This window comes from Pseudomonas frederiksbergensis (genome assembly GCF_003732665.1).
Taxonomy (GTDB): domain Bacteria; phylum Pseudomonadota; class Gammaproteobacteria; order Pseudomonadales; family Pseudomonadaceae; genus Aquipseudomonas; species Aquipseudomonas frederiksbergensis_G.
In genome coordinates this window covers 269,659-292,714 of record NZ_MOBP01000005.1, presented here as the reverse complement: position 1 = coordinate 292,714, position 23,056 = coordinate 269,659, and the positions used below count along the sequence as shown (strand labels likewise).

Below are 23,056 nucleotides of genomic sequence, written 5' to 3'. Positions count from 1 at the left end.
ACCGTCTAGGTCAGGGCACCAGGTAGAAAATGAAAAATGGCCTTCTATATTTTCTGGGCAGAACCCGCCGCACTCACTCAGCGAGGGTTTGGGCTCGTCGCCCACGTCCCTTTCGTTTTTGACGAAAACTGGAAATACCATAGAGAGAGCTCGAACTACCTAGTCGAGCGAGCTATCTGCACTTGGCCGGACGGTGGCAGTCTGTTCGTAAAGCGTTTTCCTACAAAGAAAAGCCTGAAAAGCTACGCTGAATCGCTTACGAATTTTCTTGAATGGGCTGATCTACGTGGAATTGACTGGCGCTTAGCAAGCTACACAGAACATCTTTATGGTGGCTACCAAAAAGAAATGCTAAGTGGGCGCTGGTCGAAAGCTGGCGATCCGTTAGCACCAGCGACCATAAACCGCCGCGTCAATGAAGCCTGCTGCTTTCTGTCTTGGGCAGCCGCCAGGGGACAGAGAAAAGAATTCGAAGTTCTTACAGAAACTATTCACAGATGCGATGATTTTGCAATAAGTAGCCACGGGCACCGCCCCAAAGAAATATCATCCAGGATCGGAAGAGTACGAAAAAACCCTAAACACCTACGATTGCCTACTGATATGGAGATTGGCAAATGGCTGCGCTTTGTCCAGATACAACGCGGACATACAAAAGAACTAATGTGCCGACTGATACTTGATACAGGCATTCGCCGCGAAGAGGCGGCCTGCTGGCGAGTAGACACCCTCCCTGAATACGTTGAAAAATGGGAAGTGCTAGGCGACCAAGTAAAAGTAAGTATCAAGTTTGGTTGCAAGGGGCAAAGCTATGGTGACGACTCAGACGACAAGATAGGACCTGAGCGCAGTATTTGGATGTCGTTATCAATGGCAAACCGACTTCACCAGTATCGACGTGGGCCTCGACTAAAATCCAATGCATTACGAGTCGCCGAAGCAAAAAGCCGATCCGAACAGCGTGCGCTTATTGCGCATCCTCCGCCCCATCTGTTTCTGAGCGAACACAACGGACGGAGAATTTCGGGTGATTCGCTTTATGAGGCGTGGACAGGAATTAGCTACCTTCCATTTTCTGGCTGGTCACCCCATGCTGGTCGACATTGGTGGGCGTGCAAGGTGCTTTTACGTGAGCACCAGAAGAGGAAGGCGCAATTAGGTCCGCTGAATGTTGCAACGATACCTTTGGATTGGATTAGCGGTAACACGACCAGCGATATACAACTTCTAATCAGACCCCAGTTAGGCCATATAGATAAAACCACAACAGAGCTTTACGTACAGTGGGTAGTAAAGATATTAGAAACCGAGGGTATTCAGTTCGCATACCAGGACTTCCTCGACGAAATTGAAGCCAAGGCCGCATGCATAAACATTGAGGTTCTTCATGGCCGAGCCTAACCGTAAAACAAATAAGAGCCACATAATCTCAAGCCCCCCCTCATCCGCGGGGAGCGAATCTATAGCGAGCAACACTATTGATCAAACCCCCCTTATATTCTGGACCCTTCATCCAACAGATCCTTATTTGGTTGACCTAACACAGTTAGCAACTGGCCGAACCGCTGCTGAGGTTACCGCTGGTAAACACTTGTGGAAAGGGGATTTTAGCGGACGCCCTAACCTTATTTCAGAATTGATTCCAGCAATCAAATTTTTATTTTCCTTAAATCGACAGGCCTCATTGCAGCTTTTAAAAGAATATTTACGCACATGGTGGCGAGTATTTGAAGAGGCAGAATCAGCAACGGAGAATAGCCTATACGAAATCCACCCTGTTCACAGCGTTGCTGACTTACAGCTAATCCATCATCACATAGCCGTAAACTTAGGCGTAACACACGGCTGCCATACCACTTTCATCCGAGTAGTTAACCTTGTACGTCGTGAAATGGGTATTCAACCATTACATTGGCCAAGCATCGAAAAAAAGCAAGGTCAATCTGATACTCCCGAGTCGTGGGAGGTAGAACGAATCCGTCGTGAACTTAAAAAAGATTGGTTCGCTGCAACAAGTAGAATTAAAGCAGCAGAACAAATACAAGCAAACCTAATGAATTGGAAGAATACATATTTCAAATCCAGAAAGAAACATGCCAATGAAGTCTACCGAGCTGTAATTGAATTATCTGGCCATCCACTACCTTCTATTGATCACATTCGCGAGTGGACGGGATGTAACCATCCAACCTGGATGCAGCCATTCTCAGACATTATAGCAAATCATTACCCCACGCGAGAGGAAGTACGCGAAGCATTTTTTCTGTGTCTAATATACAGCGGATGGAATGTGAGCACCTTATACAACTTAAACATTGAAGATCGTTTCGTCCAAGATCATCCGACAAATCCTGACTACCACGTTGTATATGGCCTAAAATACCGCGGCGACTCAGAACACCCCTGCATTGGTCGTAATAAAAGATTCGATTCACCCGGCAGCATACTCAGATCGCTAGTCAAACTTACCGCACCATTACGACAATTGGTAAACAATGAACTTGCAGACGTAGAAAACCAACTAAAACAATCAGGACTGACGACCAGTACGTCAAACAATTTACTAAAGAGACGAAAAACACTAATACAGAGAGCTCGATCCCCGTGGATCTATCCTGACCCTCATGGATTCACGGTGAACCATATCACGGAATCGAATCTTAACTTTAGAACCTTCTATAAAAGCAAAGGTACATTTTTAGCAAACTTAATAAAGAGAATAAATCTTAGACAACCACCCGACAAGCAAATAAGAAACACCATTATTCCGAGCGATCTTAGAGATAGCTACATTGGATTTGCGTATGAGTTTAGCAATTATAACATCTTGACAGCACAGATCGCAGCCGGCCATAAATCTGCCAACACAACCAAAATATACTTAGATAATAAGCGTTGGAAAGCTCACTCTGTCAAAAAAATTTACGAGTTCCAGACCATTTTATTTAGCGAGATAGATGAACGTAAAGCGGTGGATGCGACCATACTCAGAGCTAAGTTAGAATGGGGTGCTACGACTACTGAAGAGCTAGCTCGTCTAGCTACGTATCGCAATAACCGGACTCGAATAGGTGTTGGTTGTAAAGACCCAAAGAACCCGCCTTCAGCGATTGCACCCAATCATAAGGGTGGCGGGTGTCGAGTTCAGAGATGCACATTATGTCCTCAAAATGCAATCCTGCTACCAGACAGCTATGAGGGCATCGCCATGCGTGTATGTGAGTTGGAACACCTTCAAAATAACACACCTGTTACAGTGTGGTTTAACTCTTCGTTCCCAGATGAACTTTCAAACGCCTGTGCAGCATTAGAGCTTTATGATCCCCAAAAAGTAGAAGAACAACTCGAACATTGGCGCTCGAAAATCAAAAATGGTCACCATAAGCCCATAATTTGGGAAGGAGCTTGAGTGTGGTGAATAAGGCCGATGAGAAAACGAGAAATACGTGGGAATTCTTACGCGACGCTATCCAACTAAGTACGTCGCCAGAACACGTGAAGAACATGTTACCCGAAGAATTAGCAGCATTACAAGGCAGGCTTGGGTATGGGTACAATTACGGGATTTGGTCAACGCCTCGTGAATGGATGCCTGCGGGGAGCAGAAAGCAATCACTTCTTGAAGTCGACTTTCGGGAGAGATTGAGCTCTTTGGGAGTTCCAAAGGCGCACATCGAAAATGCCGTTCTATATTGTACTCGCTACGCAGTACTGATAGCCCTGCTTCCGACAGGATTAGGGTCACGACTCAGAAATATGCTTATGAAACCGTCCAGCCTACTCGTACCAATTTACCGCGCAGTCCCGTCTCTAATCGCAATTTGTACCAAAAACCATAAAATCATTAATAAAGATTTATATCTCCAAAATTTGAAAGAAGAGGACCTCCAACATCTCTCGAACTCAAAACAACTTGAGATTTCACGCGAGTTAGCTCGAATAAATAAATTCTGCGATCTAAAATTTTGGAATGATCGCCCTGGGATTGACTATTTAAAAAAAGGAATGAATTACATACCAGACGTTATTGGTTCTGACGCGCGCCCCAAACAAGAGGCAAAAACTGATAAGTACATGCCGCTTCCGGACGAGTGGGTAGCGCAGGCCGGTTGGCGAGCTGTTTGGCTAGCTAAGGATCTAGGTCCTTCTCTTCTCGGATTAGGCAAACAAATAGCTAGAATAGTAAAAGACGTACCACACCATGGCTCTGGTGTTACTGAGAGAGCAATACGAAAGAAACGGAGACTGCTAGCCCTAGATAAAATGGCATCACACCGGTGGACAGACCGAAATGGAGCATGTTTCGTGACGCCTCCATTTCCATTGTCTCTCCGCGTCGGAGCGAACACACCGCCACTCTTGCCAGGAACATGGCCGCCGACTCATGTTACACATATTCTAAAACTCCTTGAGCTTCTACAATACGCGCACCTTTTCATTGCGCTATTGGCTGTAGGAAGCAGAATCTCAGAGATGTTGTCTCTAGAATCTGGCGCCGTAATCCGCTCTTCGGAGGGCATTCCATTTGCCAACGGCTTTACCTACAAGCTGACTCAACTTCATGAAGGCAACGAGCGCGATTGGCCATTGCCAGAGATGGCTTTAGAGGCAATTGAACAGCAGGAGATTTTACGGGATATATTAAAACAAATCGGCTTTTACGCAGAAGATTCAAGCGACAACTCCGACCTCTCGAATTCGCTTTGGCTAAGATATGGGCATATCAGTGAGTTCAGCGCTACTGGCATAAACGATAACCTACGCACTTTTGTGAAAAGTATTGGCCTTTCGTCAGACCCAGGAGGCCAAAATCTGAGCTCACATCGATTTAGAAAGACCCTGGCACGCCTTGTAGCTCTGGCTCTAGTGGGTGCCCCGAAAATTCTGATGGATCTTTTCGGTCACAAATCTATTGAAATGACGCTTTATTATATTCTGAGTGACCCGGTCATTGCCGCAGAAGCGAAACTGGTATCTGAGGAAATGGTTATCATGCGTGCGACCACTGCTATTGAAAGCATAGATAAATATGGAGGAAAGGCGGCCGAACGGATTCAACATATGGTAGAGCAAGAACGCTTCCGGCTCGGTACTGACTTAGGAGCAGAAAACATACGGGAACTGGCTGAGATTTTAACTATGAATGGCCAGGCGTGGGAGTTAGTTCGCCCAGGAGTAATTTGCACAAAATTGCCTGGCAGTGTGAGTCCTTGCGCCAAAAAGGTGGGACATCCGGAGGCGTCACGCTGCATGTCCAGTTGTAGTAATCGCCTGGAGGAGGCTTTTTTGCGCAGCGATGTTGAAGGAGCGATTGCTGAGGCGATCCACTGCTATCAAGCTGAAAAGGACGCAGATAACGAACTCATGCAGGACTTTTGGGCTGCACAAATTCTAACCAACTTAGAAAGATTCACTGACATTCAAGAAAAATGGAAAACGGACCCTACGGTTCTACATATTCTACGGTGCAGGGAGCAGATTTCATGAATAAAGCCCCCCCATCAGGACTAATAGAACATGCAAAACAACGCTCACTTATGGTCTTCAACAAGTTGAAAAGCGCGATAAATGAGATCGAAGTCGAGATCGACGCTAATGAAGGTATCTATCCTTATAATGGAGGAAAGATTAGTCAAGCCGAGTTGTGCCGTCGTGCAAAAATCAATCAGGTCACACTTTCAACTGCTGCGCACCGGAACACCACGCGGCCGATGGTAGAGGAATGGCTTACACGTATCCACAACGCGACGATCAGTGGACGAAAGAGCGTACGTAGGGCTGTTACTGATCGTGCAGAAGAATGGAAAAGCCATCACCAAGCCATAGCTGAGAACTACCGTATCGCAGAATTAGAGATGCTAGACATGCGTAAAAATCTTAGACGACTAGAGAATGAGAATACCGCCCTTAGAGACCGCTTGGCAAGTTATGAGAATTCAAAAATCCTTACACCGAATTTCAGCAAAAAATAAATGTACGTATAATTATCTCAAACCAACAAAAAACTTTAGCCACATCTCAATCGCACTCGTTAACGCTGCACAAAACGCCCCAACCAAATTAAATAACTTTCGAGATTCATAGCCTGAAATTTTAACGCCGCAGCCACAGTCCATAACCTCAACGCAGAGGAAGACCGCGCCAACAGACTTTAAAAAATCAGAGTATTAATAAACTTGGCTTATTTATCATTATCGATCTTATGTCACTACACAGAAGTCTTTCAGCAAGAACAAACTTGCTGATATCGCGTCATGGCTACCAACTCTCTTATTATTCTGTAGCAGCCGTATAGCGAATGAGCGCCTTAGATTTGCTGTTACTAATTCGCGCGATAACCGCACATTGCGCACACCAATGACCAGCTCGTATCACCGCCAAAGGCGCTCGCCAGTGATGGCCTCGATGACACAACCACTCCATGTACGCAGCGTTATTCTCATAGGCCATTGAAAGGCACTGTCCTCCGTGCGCGGATGCCGCGTTCTGTGCATCAGCCAGCGTTAATCGTCGCTTATCAATGCTGCATATCGGGCACCACGTGCCTCTGATCACCCGGCGGCCAAGCGTTTCCCATTCATGCCCCACTTTGCAACGAAAAAGCACACGTTGTCGTACACCTAGATATTCCCCATCACTCAAGCAAATCCCGTTATGACTAGCGGCAATAGCTCGAAGACGTTCTAACCCTTCCGGGTGCAATCGTTGTTTAGAAAACTGTTCGATTGCGCAACGCTGGCACCATGAGTCTCGTAAGATCTCATGGCCCATGGCATACCAGGTATGTTCTTGAGAGCAAATAAACTGATGACGCTGGCCCGTTCCTAAATAGGCTTCACTCAGGCACCGACCTCCCTGCTTCGCCGCCGCCTCTTGAAGCCTTTCCAGGCCGTCAGTTAAACGAGTCTTTTGGTAGCGAGTTCGCTTAACGCAGGCAGGACACCCTGGATGGCGCAGAGCATTCCTGCCATTGCGTTGCCATTGATGGCCGCATCCACAGTAAAAATGGTACAGGCTTTTCTCGCCCTGCCACTGCGTAGAAAGGCAAGACACTCCGTGTGACTGGACCGCATTTAGCAAAACTTGCATGGAGCGCTGCGCGCCACACTCTGGGCAGCCTTTGGCGGTCGGACTCAGTAGCGTGACGGGAGTCGTGCTAAAGAGGTGTCCGTACAAGCAAGTGAATTGGTATTTCACATGCCAACCAGACCAAAGGGTTTCATCGCTCGACAAACCTAAACGTTCAGTGGCCTGGCGCAATCGCTTGGAACGGTCTAGGACCACATGTAGCGGTGGTTTTTTTAACATAAAAGCTTCGTTTAGCTGGTTAGACTCAAATGCAGCACAGGCTAAGTGACCATCAAAAATGCCCTCTGCAATTCTCAACTATCGGCGTTGCCGTTGGGATTGCTCGCGATCAGGCTGGCACCGCAGGCGGTTTTCATGCCGTGGAGCGCTACGGGCACACCACCGACATCCAGCGTGGCGCTTCCCTCAGATATGGGAAATGTTCCTTTGCATTTAGGACAGTCGACCTTATGCCCCACGCCAGACATGGGTTTGCCATATAAGTCAGTTTGGCTGAAAGCTTCAATTACGGTTCCGCCATGACTGGTAGAGTCGCCGAGTCGAATGATATCCATATCTCTTCCTTTGAGTGGCACCAACGAAGCTGACCTGTAAACGCTTAGAAGGTTGCTTACTTGACGGGCCCCTGCGGACCTGTGTGACCGCAGGGGAGTTGCTCGCATACCTGTTGCGAACGGGAGACTGCCTGAATTAACTATCAGGATGTCCGCGATTAGTTGACCTACCCATCTCACTACCAAAAACGGATCTCTCCGCCCAGCATGAAAAGAATCAGTGCCAGGCCGGACTGTCCGAACAGCAGCGGGGCGATCGTAATCAAACCTTGAGCCACAACAGCAACTTTATATGGCCCCGACAAACCATAGCGCTGCCAATACAGTGCATGCAGGACCATTGTCAGGCTGTTCGCTACCCAGACCGCGCCAATGGCCATCATGTAATTCTGCTGAGCGATACGCAGCACCATGAACAGCAAGCCGAATATCACGACGAGGACTGAAGCGACAGCAAGTCGAGAGTGATTCGGTTTGATCGAGTCGGTGGTAGGTGGGTGCATTACTTTTCCATCCATGTGTGCGTTCGAAGGTTTGATATGTACCAAGCGCTGATCAGCCCTAAAGCTTATCCATCCAGTCCTGGGAAGGTGATAGCCCGGTCAGGAACTCCTCCAGAGCGTAGTCATTTGTTCCTGGCTTGCTGACCACAGTTGATGTCACTGGGCTAGAAGGACTAATGAGGGGTTTTCCACCTGATGGTGGTGTCAGGGCTCCTGGACGAAAGCGCACACTTTCAATTATGGCGTCCCAGATCTCGAAGAACTCTGCCTCGGTTGGACCTCCAGAAACATCTTCAAAATTAGGAAAATCGCCCAATGTCGATGGCTTTCTAGATGTCAGATAGGTCGTGTCCATACCCAAATTAACACTTGGCAATGGCGTAGGGGTTCCACGTCCGACAAAGTTCCATTCACCGCCAACATTGGTTTTGAATTCTTGTGGGCCTTTGCCTTCTGTTCCACCCATGACGTATTCCTCGCCATCCATCTCTCCAACAACACGCGTTGCCGCTCGATACTCTTTGCGCCCAGCAACGACACCTGGATCCGCTAGCATGCGAGCTATTAATCCAGCACTTTCCCTGTCTGCTTCACGACGCCGCTCAAGCATAGGCTGCTCAGGCTCCCATACCATTCCGTGTCGCACTACCACGCCTAAGTTGCGAGGCAGCGTAAATCCCCAACTCACTTCTTCCTGATCACCACTGGCGAGATCGTAGTACCCATCCACGAATGCGCCGCTCAAGCATAAGCCAGGGCGACTCGGTATTTCGTCCGCTGCTCGCGCATGCAGTCGAGGAAACAGTTTGGCAATGGCATCTTTGCTATTGAGTGATGGTGTGATTTTGAAGAGAGTGCCATCGCGCCATAGATAGCCTTCGGCTTGGTGAAAAAGCTGCTGAACAACAGTCTCGTCATCCTCAGCCAAACCATCCACGTGCTCATACTCATAGACAAAGACGGCACCTCCCTCGGGCGTTGCAATGCGTTCCGAGGGTCGCAGATAAGCTTTTCCATTGTTGTCTGTCTTGATTGCCAGCACCTCTTGCCATCGGTGCTCAACTAGCTCGTCGTATTGCTGCTGGGTGACGCCAGTAGTCACGGAAAGTGCCATGTTGCCTAATTGCGCACCACTCGCTTGGGTGGTCCAAGTGGCTCCTTTTGGCAGGTCGATTAGTAAACGACCGACGCAATAGGTCTGCATATTTTGTGTCAAGTCACTCATGGTATGGCTCTGGTTGGAATGGGGTAAGCGCCACTGGTGCCATCCGTATGTGGAAGCCCCCAGTATTGAGACTACAAGGGCAACAATTAGAAGATGGCGGCGAGCGATCATGCCGAGAGCTTCTTGGCATTGGCACCTATTCTCAGAACCGAATACAGCGTTAGGTTCTGTACGTTGCGGTTCTTGTAGGAGCCCTGATGGTCATAGCCTGTCATGCGGGCAGCGAACACTGCTTGCTCCGCAGCGTCTTCGGCGGCATGTGCAGGCACGGTGCCGTCGCCCGCCTGATCTTGGCCCTGAAGGTCAGCGAAGTAACCATCGCCACGGGTGTTATGGCCAATTCCAACACCGTACTGGTTAATCAACTGGTCTTCGCTGATGTCATCAACCATCCACGCTCGCCCTTCGTGATTTTCACCCCTCAGTCGTAGAGACAAAGCATGTTCGCGTGAGGGCGTGGGAACGGGGGTAGCGGGCATTCCTGGCTTATTGGAAGGGATAACTCCAGTGCCAAGCTTCCATGTGACTCGATGGAACGCCTGATGACTGCTGTCTGCCCCGTAGTGAACGAAGCTGTTGGGGTGGTAATAGTTACCTAGCCCAGCGTGAAAAGATTTTGCCTGGTTGAGCATTTTTTCATAGTTGCTCCAAGCGCTGGTTAGCGTGCCCGGGGATGAGTTCCCAATTGGATTTATCCAAGCGGCATCCATCAATTTCCACCACGCATTCTTCTTTAAGTAAATCTGCGTGTACGGATCTGGCCCAGTAGGCATCTGAAATAATTCTTTTCCATTGCAAGTGATGCTCAACCAACCAGCGCCATAACGTTGATTAGGTAACAACTCCAGCGGACCCGCAGCATTCGCGAAGATAGGCATAATCTTCTTGCCAGTCCCGCCGAGTCCAATGGCCCCGGCCATATCCTCCCATCCCGCTCGAACACGACGATAGGCAGTTGCGGCACCAATAGCCGGTTGGACGCCATGAACCACGCCTTGGATCAGGTTTGGGTTGCGCTTGGCACACATGCGCGCCACTAATCCACCCATGGAGTGAGTGACTAAAATCACCCCATGCTCACACTTAACCCCCAGATCCTTTCTGCATCGTTCGAGAACGGCTTGGATTCGACCTGCAAGATAGTCAGCGGCTTGAGCATTGGAGTTGAGCCAGTTGTAACCCACCGCATACACGGGGTAGCGAAATTCAGCCGCTGCCTTCAGTGCTTCTGTTTTCAGGGGGCTGTAGCCTTTGAGCTCGCCCCAAGCCGAAACATTATTTGGAACCGCCGCCATAACGCCTGGATAGGGTTTGCCCTCCGGGGTCAAAATGAAACGTAGCTGCGCTTCAAGGAAGTTGAGAATGCTCCCATAAGAATCGAGCGACACGGATCCCCAACCACGATTTCTCGCCTCTTGAACCGGTAAGGTGCTGACAAATTTGCTCACAGTTTCGAGATCGGAATCCTGAGGGTCCGACAGCGCGCGGGTTAGTTGCGGATCAAGTAATTGCTTGCGTTCAACTGGGGTCAAACTGTTGTAGCTTTTCCATTTGGTGACTCCCGCCACCCATCCAGCGGCATCGTCAGGAAACCACGCCCATCGATTATCGTTGCCCAGGATGCGAGCGTTAGCTCCTGTTGCCAACAACGGACTGCCCATGATGCCGGGCACAAAAATGATCGGAATGGCGTGGTCCGGAGGTGCGTTGAGTTCAGCGCGGACGTTGTTGGATGTGCGGCTCATGGTCACACGTGCGGTAACGTTCCCATCTGGGCCAATTTGGGTTGGTACCGGCCTTGTTGGCTCACTCATTAGGCTCTCCCTGCCTTGTTTTGACGACTTTCAATGTAGATTCTGGCTTTTCCGATATTAGGGATTTGCATGATGGTCATGTCTCACTTGGACCAAGCAGATGAAACTCATAACCTTCAGTCGTGAGACCCTGCTGCATTGCGGCCCAACCATCACCATCAGTAACGCCTTCCACCCGGGCACCATCACTTCGCGTAAGTGCGTAACGGTAATTCGGTAATGGCGTCCCATTGCGTACCACCCGTACTCGCTCATTGAACGGAGTTTGGGCCCACGTGTTAAAGACGGTGGACGCGTGAGCTGGGGCGATAAAGCTGTGCTTGGCCGACTTGACGATAAAATTGCCGGGCATACCCAGTTCGATGTTGCCTCCCTTAAGGGTTAGGTAGGCACCGCCGCAGGTCAGGGTGATGTGCTCCTTGGCAGAGATCACCACGTGTTGAGTGCTCGCGCTAATCTCCACGCTTTGATCCGCCTCCAAGCTGATGTTGTTCTTTTGAGCCTGTAGGAGCATCGGTCCTTGGTGAGTGATATGTCGCATCTCACCGCTTTGAGCGAATAGACCCAAGTCGGTGCCTGCGTTAACTACGAATTTTTGGCCCGAGGTGAATTGCTGATTCTGTTGCGCAACGCTATCGATATGCTCGCCAGCAGCCAGAGTGACGCTATTGGGAGACACCGCCGCGATACCGGCCTGACCACTCAAGGCAATAGCAGGTTTACCTCCGTTGGTTTTGCCCGATTCGTCATTGGCGCCATTACCCAAATCACGAACTGCCTCACTGAGCGACTTCTGTGGCGCGGTGTCATGCCCAACACCTTGATGATCCGCGGCGTAGTCGCCCAACTCTTTAGCCAGTTGAAGAGCGGCCTCCAATACCTGAACGGCAGTGGCACGGTTGAGATGCCCACCATTGGCATTCAGTTGCTCTTCAGTGCTGAGAAGCAGGCCCTTGGCTGCACGCAGCGCACCATGTTCGTCTGTGCGCAGCTCGAAACCTTCACCGCGTGGCTCTCCGCCACTTGGACGTGGATGAGTCAGATAGCCCAAGTGCAACGCGGTGCTGCCATGATCACTCATCAACGCAGCACTGATTTGCTTTGTAGTGTCGTCGATGCGCAGTTCGTTGGCCCTGGTCCCCTTGTACTCCTTGCTTTTGATAGTGCTCAGAATTTTGTGATTGGGAAGTTGGTACGGCGGGGAGTTGGTCGCACGGTAGGTGCGGCCAGTGATGATCGGTTGGTCACAATCCCCATCGAGGTAGTCGACGATAACTTCCTGTCCGATGCGCGGAATCGCCATGTGCCCCCATTCGGCGCCGGCCCAGTTTTGCGACACTCTGATCCAGCAGGTGCTGAACTCATTGTTCTTGCCTTCCCGATCCCATGGGAATTGGATTTTTACCCGCCCCCATTCGTCGCAGTAGATCTCCTCGCCTTCAGGCCCTACCACGCTGGCGATCTGTGGCCCATCGATACGGGGCTTGGGCATCGGCGCAGGGCGCCACTCTGTTTCTTCGGAAATGATCTCGGCGGTGAAGTCGTAACTAACCCCCATCTCCGCGCCGGCAGATTCTTCTTGCTGGCTGGAGTGCTGCACACCTTTATGTGTGATTCGGACAGAACGCCACCACCGGTTGAAATCTTCTCTGGGGTGACCAGTAAGCTGGAACGACAGGCCGGGAATCAGACGAGGATCATCTCCTTCGACCACTGCAATCTGCGCATCACGGCGATGACCGCGTAGGCGATTCTCAGTAAACGGTTTGCCGACAGCACTGGCCTTGTAGCGTCCAGGGTAATCGTAACGTTCGTAGTCCTGGGCCTGATTATTCAGGTCATCACCGGCAAGATTCTGCTGCTGGTCGAAGGTGGGGCGTTTAAAGGTGTAATCGCGCTGCGTCTGCTCAGCCGTGCGGACGTTTTCGGTGTAACTGAACGCATAGAGCACCGGATGCTCGGCATCCGCTGCTGGCTGAGTCGTGTAGAGCACCGGCCCACCCTTGATACGCTCCTGAACATAGAGCTTGTCGCCATGAACTAGAGTGTGAGTGCTTGCGTCGAATTTGAAATAGTAGAAAAGGCCTTCCTCGGTAGAAAGCCTGTCGAACAGGTAGAGGTCGGTATCGCCGGCCTGAGCGCAGTACTCGCGGGGCAAGTGTTCTACGTTGATGTTTTGTTCATAGTTCATAACGCCATGCTCGGTAAGCACGGACTTAAGTATGTCGGGCACATTTTTTTGCTGGAATATGCGCCAGTTGGAGCTCAGGGCCAACCGGGCAAGTTGAGGTTCAACTACAACTTGGTATCGCGTGCGTCGGAACCCGGTTTTGCCTTGAGTGAAGCTGGACACCAAGCCATGAACGTAACGGACAGCCATGGAGCCTTGCCAGATCGTGAGCAGCGCTGGTTGATCGAGTACCTGCTGAAAGTCGATATTGGAGTTGTCACTGGCAAGCTCGACAGTCAGCCGAAAAGGCTCGCAAAGCGCCTCCTCCAACGTGAACTCTACGACCTCGAACTCGGTCCGCCCGGACAGCACGGAAAAGGTGAATCTCAAGTCCCTTTGGCGCATATAACTGTTCCCTAGTCAAAATGGTGAGCGACACGTGAGGAAAATTGCCTCACGTGACAGTTAAAAGCGGTGCACGCTTACGGCGCTCTTCGAGCGCCCAAAAGGTTGGTTTTTGCGGCACGCCATTGAGGCTCTCATCTCGGCGCGCAATGACGAATTCGACATCGAACACACAAGGCTTGCTAATAGATTCGTTGACGTTGAAAGCGAGGACTTGAAGGACAGAGTGAAGTCATTGACCGTCAAATTGGATTGCATTCGAGGGGAGGCATTGAACATCCATTGTTCCTTTTTTGCAGTGGCGCAGCACGAGGATTCATAGCTGATACAGCTGGCGCCAAAAGCACGATGAGCCTTACCTGGCCTTCATAAGCTTACATTGGCGGGCACGCTAACAAGGCGGCAAAAGAATTGCTGTAGGACGCGTCTTAAACTTCATCCGAGCTTTCAATCTTTAGGAATATTACCTCAGAGCGCAACAAGGGCGGTAAAAATGGCACCACATTCATTTTTCACCGCTGCCTATGTGGGTTTTCCTTGAAACAACTCACCCACAACAAGCCATTTGGCAAACTCAAAATCGCTCTGGATCTGTTGTTACTGAGGGCCGCTCAACGTGTCGCATCATGCGTTCTGCTGAACTCGATATCCGGCGGCGCATTACGACTCAGCAAGCCCAGCGAGCAGCTTCCCCCCATCAAGTTCAATTTTGACCTGCTCAAATATTTCGTCGAGCGTAGCGTCGTCTCTCAAGGCATAGCAAGCCACCAACAGACTGACTGGGTGTACCTGCACAACGGAAGCGATTTCGTCCAGCTTATCAAGGGTTGGGCTGTAAATTCCTCGCTCCAAGGTGCTGATATAGGTGCGACTACTCACAATCGAGAAGTCCTCTTGGGTGTAGCCCCGTAAAATTCTTATCCGGTTCAATACCCTGCCGAAAGCCTTTTTCAGTTCCACTCGCGTAACTCGCAAAGGGAACGATAGAGCCTTTTCGAACAGTATATGGCTACAATGTATACTGTTCACCGAGGAGGGGTTTGCGTGTTCACTACACATCGCATGGCAGAGCGGCATTCGAGCCCGCTACTAGGACGAGACCGGCAGAGCTGGCATTTCGTCGAGCAAGACGTGCATTCGCCTTGGTTGTACGTTTCTCTCGCACGTCGCCTCAACGAGGAATCGACCATTGACATGGTCATGGTCGCTGACATTCCGACGTTTGAGCTTTTCCTTGGCCAAACCAATGGAGATCTATGGATAGAAGGTGTCCAGCTCGTGAGTCCTGGATGGATGAATGGTACGAAGGGATGGCTAATGGAATCTCTTGTAGGGATCGATGAAAAATGCACCGAAAACCATCGGACATACGTCTATACGGTGCAAGAGGGAAAGCAGTATTCCAACCCTCCGATCTCAGCGCCCGACGCAAGCGCTGCAAGCCGTGTCGTTTTTCAGCACACGCTTAACAACGATGGGTGATTGTGTCCGGCAGGTAGCGAACGCCTCCACCTTATGGCGCTGAATGTTTCGTTTTTCGGCGGCTGAAAGTTGTTTTAACGCGCCTTTGACTTCAGCGTCATGAAGGCCCAGGTGATTGTGGGCGCAGCAATGACCTATCAGTACGTTAGAGCCATCGTTGAGCTCAACGACAAAGCCATGCTGATGCATCTTTGAACAGCGCGTACCTTTTTTTTGGTACTGGCAACTGGCTTCAGGCTGGATCAAGCGATAAGGGCGCAGCGGGTGGCTGTACTTCTCCTTGGTCAAGGTTATGTCAGCGCCGATATTGAATAGGGAGTGGAGATCGGCAAGCGATCTGATTTCGATGATGCCATGAGTAGGAGCCATTCAGTCCTCTTGAGCGAACACCAGAGAGAGAGCTGTATATTAACCCAGTAATTGCATATTGGAATCACAGAAAAAAGAAGGCGCCGTTACCATACCAGCAGCGCTACGCTGCCCCGGGAGCCGATACAGATGTGAATGGTGGAGGCGGAGCTGGCACCGAACTGCTTTCAACTGCGGCTCGCTTTTTATCTCGCTCTGTTTTTCTAGCCGCTCGCTCGAGGCTCATCTCAATTTCTTTCAGTGGGTGGTTGATGAAGTGCTGTTCGTAGGTGCGGATCAGTCCTGCATCGTTACTGTCCAAGACTTGCTCGAAAACATGATCTGAGCCTTTGGCAACAATCTCGTACTTTTGGGTTTTAAGATTTCTATCCGAGATCATCAGCAGCGCCTCGGGAGTGAATTTACCACTGCTCCAAATCTCGAATCGCTGCGGAAGGTCTTTCCACTCCGAGTGATGCTTGGCCACTTCACGAATCACCGGAATCCGTTCATCGAGCCATTTGATGACCTCCGCGTCGTCAACATTGCCCATAGGGTTTACCCCCTTGCACTCAATGAACACTACGTCTCGATTTCTTCTGGCAATCAAAACGTCAATTTCAGCTTCTCGTCCAAGGCTATCTTTGACCTTGCGATTTACCTCGGGATCGCCACCTGGGAAGCTGGTCTTGGCAATCAGAGCGACCGCAAATTCAAACAAACTGCCTCGTAACGTGGAGGCGGCACCTTCGATCCGGGAAAGGACGTTGAAAACCTTATCCAGCGTCTCAGGGCTGTCCAATAGCCTCGCCGTATTCTCGAGCAACGAGCATAAGTGCTTGAGGGCTTTGGCCACCTCCAAGCCGAAGATGTTTTCTGTTGTGGCAGGGATGATGCCTTCGCTTTTCAAAAGCGCGAACGCTTCCATTGAAAACTCTTCGGCTACAAACAACTGAAGACAGCGATTAACCTTTTTCAGACTTCGAAGCGTCGCGCATTTTTTTACGAACGCGCTCAGCTCTTTTGCCGTTACGTTGCCATTCAAGGCAATGTCGCACACAAAAAAGCCTCCCTTAACGCCAGTGGCTTCACTGTAGGAACGCATCGGGAAAAGGTAAGACGGCCCAGCCATATCCCACTGAAACGTGCCCACTTGAGGCATCTTTTCAAGTCCGTCGTCTTCGCGCGTTTTGACGGCCTCGTAGCTCACCAGGCCCAAATTTCGGGCCCAGTCTTTAACTGCAAGGAGCGCTACTCGCTCACAAATATTTCGGGCTTTGAGTCGGGGCAGTATGAATCCGTCTCTGAGAGACATCTCCTGATCGCATCTCACGATGCACACATCACCCCCCGGGAGTGTGACCTCCTTGACCAGATCCGCGCTGATCAAGCGTTCAAGGAGACTTTGCGCGGATACATGCTTTAGCTGAGCGACTGGCGCACCACACGCTATGAGAAAGTGTGACCGCATCATTATGTTGGAGCGCATCTTCAAAGCCTGAAGCGCTTGGTAATAGGTGCTGTTGGTCTCCTGAAGAGCATCCATCAGCTTTGTGAAAAATCTCGGCGAACCGTAATCGGAACGCAGATAAACAAACCGTGCACGATGCGGGAAGACCAAATGGCCGAGTTTTCTCATGTCTTCGCAGCCACGCTCGACACGCTTGCGTGCCGCCGGTGGTGCCAGCTTGTAGGTAGCTTCCAAAATCTTCGCAAGCTCACTACTGAGCATAGGGCCACTCTTGGCCAAGATTTCAGCTGTCGCATCCTTTGCCATCGTCGCTCCCAGCTCAATGTCACACTGCGCTATTTATACCCTTGATAACAAGGGTCGTTCCGCTGTCGTCAACGGTTTCTGTATAGACCCGATTTACACGGGTTTAAGGGGTAGTAACCAGCAGATTTTTGGAAAAATGTCACAATAGTCAAACTCGTCTTTAAGGATCTCGTCCTTTTGTCTCCGTTTTAGCCTGGAGAAGCACTAGTCCACATACAATGTAGCGATCGCCAGCACCGACCTGATCTGACGAAGCGCACACTCGCGGTTTTGCAAGGCCAACGCAATACAAAGCCTGCTCTTTCCGCCACTCCAAACACCGACCCAGTACGCTGAAATGGGAGGCCTTGCATCACTGCCTAAGTGCATGGACTTGACCACTGATTCGCATCCATTGGCCAGCAATTGCATCTAGCAAATCTAACCGGTTGCATTAGACACGGATGACCCCAGTGACGCGCGGCAGAAAATGCTATGAGCAACCGATCCGCCACGCCGAGGGACGTTCACCCTTTTGAAATGGTATGTATAAGTCATTGTGGAAGTTCTAGCTGAGCGCTCTAGCACGGCGGTCTGTCGGTTGTGTTGCTCGGATGCGCCGGTCTGACTGCCATCTGGTTGGCCTTTGCTGATACCATGCGCTACATGTCGCAGCCGGATAACTGGGTTGTCACTTTGAATATATAAATGAGCAGATTTTGTTGCTTGGTTTTATGCCCAGGCACAAAAAACCCCGTCCCGCGAGGGACAGGGTATGGCGTTGCTGTAGGGGGCAGACTTGGCGGTACTAGCCCTACAACGACTAAACCGATGCCAAAGGCAAGGGTCGTGAGGGAAGTGTGGGCTATTGGGTATAGTATTACAATACCGTAATAGCTATTGGCAGATAGCTGGCACTCGTCCTCGACTCTTTTTGCTTTGGCGTTTTCTTTAAGGAATCAGCCATGAGAGAGACTAAATGCCGACGCGTTCGGCGTCGCACACCACAGCACCTACGGACTGTCCACGTAAGCGCCTATAGCCGCAATCGCTACGGGCATCGGGAGAGTGTGTGCGAGCATTTTCGTAGCCCACCCTGGACTCAATTGATGTTCGAGTTCTAAATGTGTGGAGGGGTGGGAAACTGCCCCTTTTCCCAGCCTCCCAGCTTGGCGTTCAATTGAGCGTCAGACCTAACTGAAAAAAACGTCGCCTGAGTGTCCGCTGATGGCCCAGAGTGTGTAAAAACGCTTCGCCAAAATTGAAGTGTGCGCGTCTACGTTAAATCTGAAATTTATCGGCACGTCAGCAGATGTGGATTTCGCGTAGAAGCGTGATTTTCAGTCCGGTTTTGAGTACCTGTCGCGCTCAAAAACGTTTTTACACAGCCTCGGCCGATTTCAGCCGATCGCGAGAGGCAGCAGCCGGCCATAAGCAGCCATTCGTGAATGTCCGTTTACGACCCAAAGCTGTCATTCGATCGCCCTCCGATCGGAGCTTATGTCGATTTCGAGCGGTGTAGGAAAAGGTTAGGCTTTCTGGAGGGATATCAAGGCTGGAGGAGAATCGCGATTCAACAAACTGTCACGGCGTCTTTTCCAGGGGGCGGTCAGGCTGAAGTAAGTTTGCTACAGCCATTACAAGATCATTCAGAGACCAGGGCTTCTCTAGGTACGTCGTTGAGGAGAGCACAATTGAGGCGTCCCGCTTACCTGAGGTGAGAATCGCCGCGGTTAAGGGCCATTTAGTTTTTACCAGTTCGATGAATTCCGTACCTTGGAGTCGACCTAGTACCCCCTGGTCCACGATTACCAGCGGACAACCGCCTTGCGTCTGTTGCAGAAAAATCAAAGCAGCATCCGCTGATTCAAAGACCAACGACTGAAGGTCGATCTCCGCCAGAGTTTCCACTACCAACTTACGTAAGGTTGGGTTGCCTTCGACAACGACAGCCCAGCCCGTTAGTGGTGAGAGCTTTCCCCATTTAGCGTCCAAGGATCGGTTCCTTTATAGGCTCCATCACCGGATGCCCAGAGCTACCAGTGTAGGCCCTTAATTCGAGGAAATATGCGCCCAAGCTCAATGAAATCGTTGTTTTATGAGATTGATACTTAAGTGGAATGGTCGTTTAAACAGAGATGAATCCGCTATGCGGGGGGGATGGGTCTGAATGCGTTGGTTTTATTGGGCTCCGACCGCAATCGACCCGAAGATGCCTCTCGAATGTGCCTACGGATGTAGGGGCGACTCAGAAATTGGAAGCTTGACTAGAAAAGTGGTGCCTCCACTCGAGTCAGAGCTGACATCGATTGAACCGTTATGTGATGCCACGATCTCTGACGCGATGAACAGCCCCAAGCCAAGACCCTCTGTCGGCCCGTGATCAATTGCAGATCGCAGAGAGAAACGACCCATAGGGTTAAATATAAACGGGAGAACGTCCTCTGGTATGGGCTCACCCCTGTTATGGACGGTAAAAATAGCGCAGTCTTCTGATATCTCTAACTTCACCTTGATAGAGAATTGATTATCTCCATGCTGTACAGCATTGCTGATTATGTTCGAGAAGACTTGTTCCATTCTGGCACCGTCGAATTGCCCTTGAACTGGAGCCTTCGCGTCGAACAAGACTATGGCCTCTGGATGAAACGCTCGGATTTCTTCGACAACACGTTCGCAAACGTGCAAGAGATCTATATCCGCCTTTTTGACAGGAATGCCTGGGCCCATTTGGCAGCGTGTTAAATCAAGTAGGTCTGCAACAATTTGGCTCGCTCGCAGCACGCTCGTATATATTTGATTGGCAACCTTTGTGGCCCGGGCTCCGGCTCCTTCTGAGCGCCTCAACACGTCGGCACCCAGCAAGATCGCTCCTAGCGGGGTGCGCAGGTCGTGGCCGAGAATGCCTAAAAATACGTTGCGTGACGCCTCCACTGCGCGCGAGTAGCTGGCGATGGATTCGGCGAGAGCCTGATCGATGGCTTCGTGGAATCGGGTCATGTCGTCGACATTAATCGGCGTACCATCCTTCACTTGCCTCATCCACTGACTGACGACACTCGTTCTCAATGCTCGGTATTCCGACACCATTTGATCAATCGTGAAACCTGCCATCAGCCGCGTCATTGCATGAGTTTCAGCTGCGGTTTCTTCATCATCTGAAGGGACTCGGCCTTGAGATTTGACAGCTTGCTCTCGCTTCGTCTGTTTGGTGCGCAGGTCGCTTGCTATTGCCCGCAACATCTCTTCGGCATGATCTCGCAGCGCTTCACTATCGAGGTCCGCGCCCGGCGTCTCAATGGTTCTGGCGAAATCTTCCCAGGCCTGCAGAATCGGCTCAAGGTTCTCGAGAATGAAATTGGACAGGCGCATGTCGATGATCCTAATGGGAAGCGGTGCAAAGGTCGGGAGGAAAACGAAGCTGCGCCGGTGCGGTGTGAGCGAATGCTCAGCAGTGTAGGAGGTTGTTTATAGCTTTTAAAGCTCGGTCCGTATTAGGCCCGCTTTGTCGATAAGCATGATCAAGGCGTCGCCAGTTTTGACACTAACCCTCATCTCTTGCGTCCATTGCCTAGAGCACCCCTCCGAAGTTCGCGCCGAGAGGGTGTGTGATCCGAACGTGAGCCCGAAATGGGCTACTTCTGCGCCGAAAAAGTCAGCGGCCGGCTTTTCGTCTATTGAAATACGGATCGCGCAATCATTTCCTAATGAGGTCGCGGCCAAGATGGCGAGATGGGTATCAGATGTTTTTGTAAAACCAAAAAGCCGCTCTTGGGGAACAGTGGTGATCTCTTCCGGAACGGGTGCCGTTTTGCAGCCTGCTATTAGAGCAAGTGTTAAAAGGAAAGTGACGTACTTCATCCGATTCCTCTACGCAGTTTCTTCTATCCAATTGACGCTACAGCCCCAATGTCAGCGACCTCAACCTTTGCTCCACGATACTGTCATAATGGTCTGCTAACAGTTCACAGCGCTCTGTAGGCAGGCCGTCACAGCATATTATTCCGAGTATGAATCCCTGGGCTTTAGCGCCACTTTTAACCGCGAGAATCATCGAGCCTGCGAGTTCGATCTCGCGGAGAATCCTCTCTGCCTGCCGCTTTATGGGCTCGGGCAAATCGTTTGTAGCTTCTCTCATGGCTTTCTCCACCAGCGATTACGATCGAACAACAAGAGGCACCAGTTCGCTGTAAAAGCATGGACAAAAGGTTGCTCCAAGAGTTTCGCTGGTTTCATATCGTGAGATCTTCACCCGTCGACCAGCCATAGTACGGCTGCTTTCGACAAGTGCTCAGCTGCTGCCGCTCTTGACAGGCAGTCTGGCCCGATTGCTGCCGGTCGCGGAGGCCATCTGTGCTGAGGCGACGGCCTGAAGTGATCTATTCAGACCAAGCAATACCAGTGTGATGGAGTGCTGGAATGCCTTGTGTCTACGTGAGCGACACACCCACGGCGGCGATGAGAAGACACAAAACGCTTATTGAAAAAAGCAGGATAAGAACTATCTCTCTAATCATGTTGAACGCCGTTCCAAACGCTAAGTATAGACGGTCGCCCGTTTACGACTGCCTCGGTCGAAAGCGGGTTGCGGTCGCGATGGTGCTTTCCAATTGAGCCAGCGTGTATGGCTTCTTTAGAAAAATCGTTGAAAGAGGGATCAGCTGCTCGTCCACAAAATAGCCAGAGACGAGTATCGAAGGAATGGAAGGCCACCGTTCGTTCGCCATGCGTATAAATTCGGTGCCTCGCATCCCTCCAGGCAAACCTTGATCCGCGATGATGAAGGCGCAATCGCCTTCAATATGTACAAGGTAGCTCAGCGCCTGAACGGCATTGTCGAAACCCGCAGATGCATATCCACGCTCCGCCAACGATTCCTCTAAAAGCATCCTGACAACCGGTTCGTCCTCGATAACGATTACGCGCCCATGTACAGACTGCCCATCTTTCCGATCAAAGCTCACGCTGGTTTTTCCTTATGCGGGCTACCGCTGACTCTGTAGGTAGAGTGTAAGAGTTTTTTAAGCGTAGTGGCGGTTGAAGGGTGATCTAGGAAGAGCCCGGGGAGAAAGTAGATTTTACCGGCGCTGACGGGCCGCTTCTGGCCGGTCTTTGCCCGTTGAGACCGGCAAAAACTGTCCCGAAGCGGTCGGTTGCATGAGGCGCCTGAGTGCAATGGATGAGGCAGCCTACCCGAAAGCTAGCCATACCAAAATTGAACTCAGCCCCTAGTATGCCGCGTTTGCCTTGCAGCAGAGCTTATTCCGGAAGCAAACCAAACGCATACCATTGAAGTAAAGAGATCTAGAATTTCTTTTGGCTCGGTTGGGTCCTCGAATTCTGGCCCGCAGCACTTCTTCAGGTAGTGAGAGAGCGGAAGCAAGTCCACGCTACCGATCTTGAAGTCGATATTGTGACTGAGCTTATTCCGAAGGCTATTCAGGTGCTTGATTGCGGGAATGGAGTTGTATTTCTCCGGATAATTATCTGTAGCAAGAAGCGAGACTTTTTGCCCAAACGTCTGCCTGGATGCATCCCAATCCAGTTCTGGGTAACGAGTCTTCAGGTACTCATCAAGGTAGTGCTCAATGATGAGGTGGCAGGACAAAAAGTAACCAAGTAGCTCGTAATTCAAGTTATCGAGGCGCTTCCAAGTGACATTGCCATCTCGGATATCACGTACTAGAGGAGGAAGACTCATTTTCTTCAT

At 50.5% G+C, this 23,056-nt stretch carries 17 protein-coding genes; 4 read left to right on the top strand and 13 right to left on the bottom strand.

Going from position 1 to position 23,056, the window contains the following annotated elements:
• Window positions 1–36 precede the first annotated feature (36 nt).
• From BK665_RS34250 to BK665_RS09105, 4 genes are all read left to right on the top strand, one after another.
• Window positions 37–1,401, top strand: a complete 1,365-nt coding sequence (locus BK665_RS34250) for a site-specific integrase (RefSeq protein WP_148053208.1) — start codon at window positions 37–39, stop codon at window positions 1,399–1,401.
• Complete coding sequence (locus BK665_RS34245) at window positions 1,388–3,409, top strand: hypothetical protein (RefSeq protein ID WP_148053207.1); 2,022 nt, start codon at window positions 1,388–1,390, stop codon at window positions 3,407–3,409. The genes BK665_RS34250 and BK665_RS34245 overlap by 14 nt, the downstream gene beginning before the upstream one ends.
• 353 nt (window positions 3,410–3,762) lie before the next feature.
• Window positions 3,763–5,487, top strand: coding sequence for a tyrosine-type recombinase/integrase (locus BK665_RS09110; RefSeq protein WP_185076476.1), 1,725 nt, complete (start codon window positions 3,763–3,765; stop codon window positions 5,485–5,487).
• Entirely contained in the window at window positions 5,484–5,972 is a 489-nt protein-coding gene (locus BK665_RS09105) for a hypothetical protein (protein ID WP_148053205.1), read from the top strand. The genes BK665_RS09110 and BK665_RS09105 overlap by 4 nt, the downstream gene beginning before the upstream one ends.
• A 1,410-nt stretch (window positions 5,973–7,382) precedes the next feature.
• Here the strand turns inward: BK665_RS09105 and BK665_RS09100 are convergent.
• The 13 genes from BK665_RS09100 to BK665_RS09030 all read right to left on the bottom strand — a co-directional run bounded on the left by BK665_RS09100 (window position 7,383) and on the right by BK665_RS09030 (window position 23,056).
• Window positions 7,383–7,643: a PAAR domain-containing protein gene (locus BK665_RS09100; protein WP_123404753.1), complete on the bottom strand. Its 261-nt coding sequence runs from the start codon at window positions 7,641–7,643 to the stop codon at window positions 7,383–7,385.
• Between the two features lie 179 nt (window positions 7,644–7,822).
• Complete coding sequence (locus BK665_RS09095; protein ID WP_123404751.1) at window positions 7,823–8,146, bottom strand: hypothetical protein; 324 nt, start codon at window positions 8,144–8,146, stop codon at window positions 7,823–7,825.
• Between the two features lie 58 nt (window positions 8,147–8,204).
• A complete protein-coding gene (locus tag BK665_RS09090) occupies window positions 8,205–9,371 on the bottom strand; it encodes a T6SS immunity protein Tli4 family protein (RefSeq protein ID WP_123405010.1) in 1,167 nt (388 codons plus the stop codon).
• 107 nt (window positions 9,372–9,478) lie between these two features.
• A complete protein-coding gene (locus BK665_RS09085; RefSeq protein ID WP_123404749.1) occupies window positions 9,479–11,185 on the bottom strand; it encodes a Tle4 family T6SS lipase effector in 1,707 nt (568 codons plus the stop codon).
• Between the two features lie 76 nt (window positions 11,186–11,261).
• A complete protein-coding gene (locus BK665_RS09080; RefSeq protein WP_123404747.1) occupies window positions 11,262–13,760 on the bottom strand; it encodes a type VI secretion system Vgr family protein in 2,499 nt (832 codons plus the stop codon).
• 660 nt (window positions 13,761–14,420) lie between these two features.
• A complete protein-coding gene (locus tag BK665_RS09070; RefSeq protein ID WP_123404743.1) occupies window positions 14,421–14,720 on the bottom strand; it encodes a helix-turn-helix domain-containing protein in 300 nt (99 codons plus the stop codon).
• Window positions 14,721–15,176: 456 nt separating this feature from the next.
• Complete coding sequence (locus BK665_RS34240) at window positions 15,177–15,611, bottom strand: hypothetical protein (protein WP_148053204.1); 435 nt, start codon at window positions 15,609–15,611, stop codon at window positions 15,177–15,179.
• A 103-nt stretch (window positions 15,612–15,714) separates the two neighbouring features.
• Window positions 15,715–17,367, bottom strand: coding sequence for a hypothetical protein (locus BK665_RS09060; protein WP_123404739.1), 1,653 nt, complete (start codon window positions 17,365–17,367; stop codon window positions 15,715–15,717).
• A 1,563-nt stretch (window positions 17,368–18,930) separates the two neighbouring features.
• Window positions 18,931–19,341 (bottom strand): DNA-binding transcriptional response regulator, encoded by a 411-nt coding sequence (locus BK665_RS09055; RefSeq protein ID WP_123404737.1) that lies wholly within the window; start codon window positions 19,339–19,341, stop codon window positions 18,931–18,933.
• A gap of 234 nt (window positions 19,342–19,575) precedes the next feature.
• The gene (locus BK665_RS09050) at window positions 19,576–20,718 is read right to left on the bottom strand and encodes a sensor histidine kinase (protein ID WP_123404736.1); all 1,143 of its coding nucleotides are present in this window, start codon (window positions 20,716–20,718) and stop codon (window positions 19,576–19,578) included.
• A 105-nt stretch (window positions 20,719–20,823) separates the two neighbouring features.
• Window positions 20,824–21,207: a hypothetical protein gene (locus tag BK665_RS09045; protein WP_123404734.1), complete on the bottom strand. Its 384-nt coding sequence runs from the start codon at window positions 21,205–21,207 to the stop codon at window positions 20,824–20,826.
• 698 nt (window positions 21,208–21,905) lie between these two features.
• Window positions 21,906–22,310 (bottom strand): response regulator, encoded by a 405-nt coding sequence (locus BK665_RS09035; RefSeq protein ID WP_123404730.1) that lies wholly within the window; start codon window positions 22,308–22,310, stop codon window positions 21,906–21,908.
• A gap of 257 nt (window positions 22,311–22,567) precedes the next feature.
• Complete coding sequence (locus BK665_RS09030; protein WP_123404727.1) at window positions 22,568–23,056, bottom strand: hypothetical protein; 489 nt, start codon at window positions 23,054–23,056, stop codon at window positions 22,568–22,570.

Coding starts and splice junctions, on each gene's coding strand:
- BK665_RS34245 (WP_148053207.1), top strand. CDS start 1,388: ATGGCCGAGCCTAACCGTAAAACAAATAAGAGCCACATAATCTCAAGC.
- BK665_RS09110 (WP_185076476.1), top strand. CDS start 3,763: ATGAAACCGTCCAGCCTACTCGTACCAATTTACCGCGCAGTCCCGTCT.
- BK665_RS09095 (WP_123404751.1), bottom strand. CDS start 8,146: ATGCACCCACCTACCACCGACTCGATCAAACCGAATCACTCTCGACTT.
- BK665_RS09105 (WP_148053205.1), top strand. CDS start 5,484: ATGAATAAAGCCCCCCCATCAGGACTAATAGAACATGCAAAACAACGC.
- BK665_RS09080 (WP_123404747.1), bottom strand. CDS start 13,760: ATGCGCCAAAGGGACTTGAGATTCACCTTTTCCGTGCTGTCCGGGCGG.
- BK665_RS09100 (WP_123404753.1), bottom strand. CDS start 7,643: ATGGATATCATTCGACTCGGCGACTCTACCAGTCATGGCGGAACCGTA.
- BK665_RS09050 (WP_123404736.1), bottom strand. CDS start 20,718: ATGCGCCTGTCCAATTTCATTCTCGAGAACCTTGAGCCGATTCTGCAG.
- BK665_RS09045 (WP_123404734.1), bottom strand. CDS start 21,207: ATGAAGTACGTCACTTTCCTTTTAACACTTGCTCTAATAGCAGGCTGC.
- BK665_RS09090 (WP_123405010.1), bottom strand. CDS start 9,371: ATGAGTGACTTGACACAAAATATGCAGACCTATTGCGTCGGTCGTTTA.
- BK665_RS09030 (WP_123404727.1), bottom strand. CDS start 23,056: ATGAAGAAAATGAGTCTTCCTCCTCTAGTACGTGATATCCGAGATGGC.
- BK665_RS34240 (WP_148053204.1), bottom strand. CDS start 15,611: ATGGCTCCTACTCATGGCATCATCGAAATCAGATCGCTTGCCGATCTC.
- BK665_RS09085 (WP_123404749.1), bottom strand. CDS start 11,185: ATGAGTGAGCCAACAAGGCCGGTACCAACCCAAATTGGCCCAGATGGG.
- BK665_RS09060 (WP_123404739.1), bottom strand. CDS start 17,367: ATGGCAAAGGATGCGACAGCTGAAATCTTGGCCAAGAGTGGCCCTATG.
- BK665_RS34250 (WP_148053208.1), top strand. CDS start 37: ATGGCCTTCTATATTTTCTGGGCAGAACCCGCCGCACTCACTCAGCGA.